Here is a 441-nt window from a genome sequence, read left to right as displayed (position 1 = left end):
GAAGAAGGCCATCGAGGGTTATTGGAAAGGCAAGCACGGTCTGGACCAGGTGCGCGCCACCGCCAAGGAGCTGCGCGAGCGCCATTGGCGGCTGCAGGCCGAGGCCGGCATCGATCTGATCCCGAGCAATGACTTCAGCTACTACGATCAGGTGCTGGACACCGCCATCCTACTCAATGTGATCCCGCAGCGCTATGACCGTCTGGCCTTCGAGAACCCCGAGGACACGCTGTTCGCGATGGCCCGCGGCTATCAGGGGCCCAAGGGCGACGTGACGGCCCTGCCGATGAAGAAGTGGTTCACCACCAACTACCACTACCTGGTGCCGGAGATCGACAGCGCCACCGACATCCATCTCAACGGCACCAAGCCGTTCGATGAGTTCGAGGAGGCCAAGGCGCTCGGCATCCACACCAAGCCGGTGCTCGTGGGCCCCTACAC

1 protein-coding gene is annotated in these 441 nt (G+C 63.0%); it reads left to right on the top strand.

What is annotated here, in order from left to right; all coding sequences use genetic code 11:
• Positions 1-441 (top strand): uroporphyrinogen decarboxylase/cobalamine-independent methonine synthase family protein (locus H9626_RS15735; protein WP_497801157.1); only part of this gene is annotated, 441 nt, incomplete at both ends.

Origin of the sequence: Phocaeicola faecium, from assembly GCF_014837055.1 — a bacterium.
In the GTDB taxonomy this organism is placed as follows: Bacteria; Bacteroidota; Bacteroidia; order Bacteroidales; family Bacteroidaceae; genus Phocaeicola; species Phocaeicola gallinarum.
This window is presented reverse-complemented; position numbering and strand designations above follow the sequence as displayed.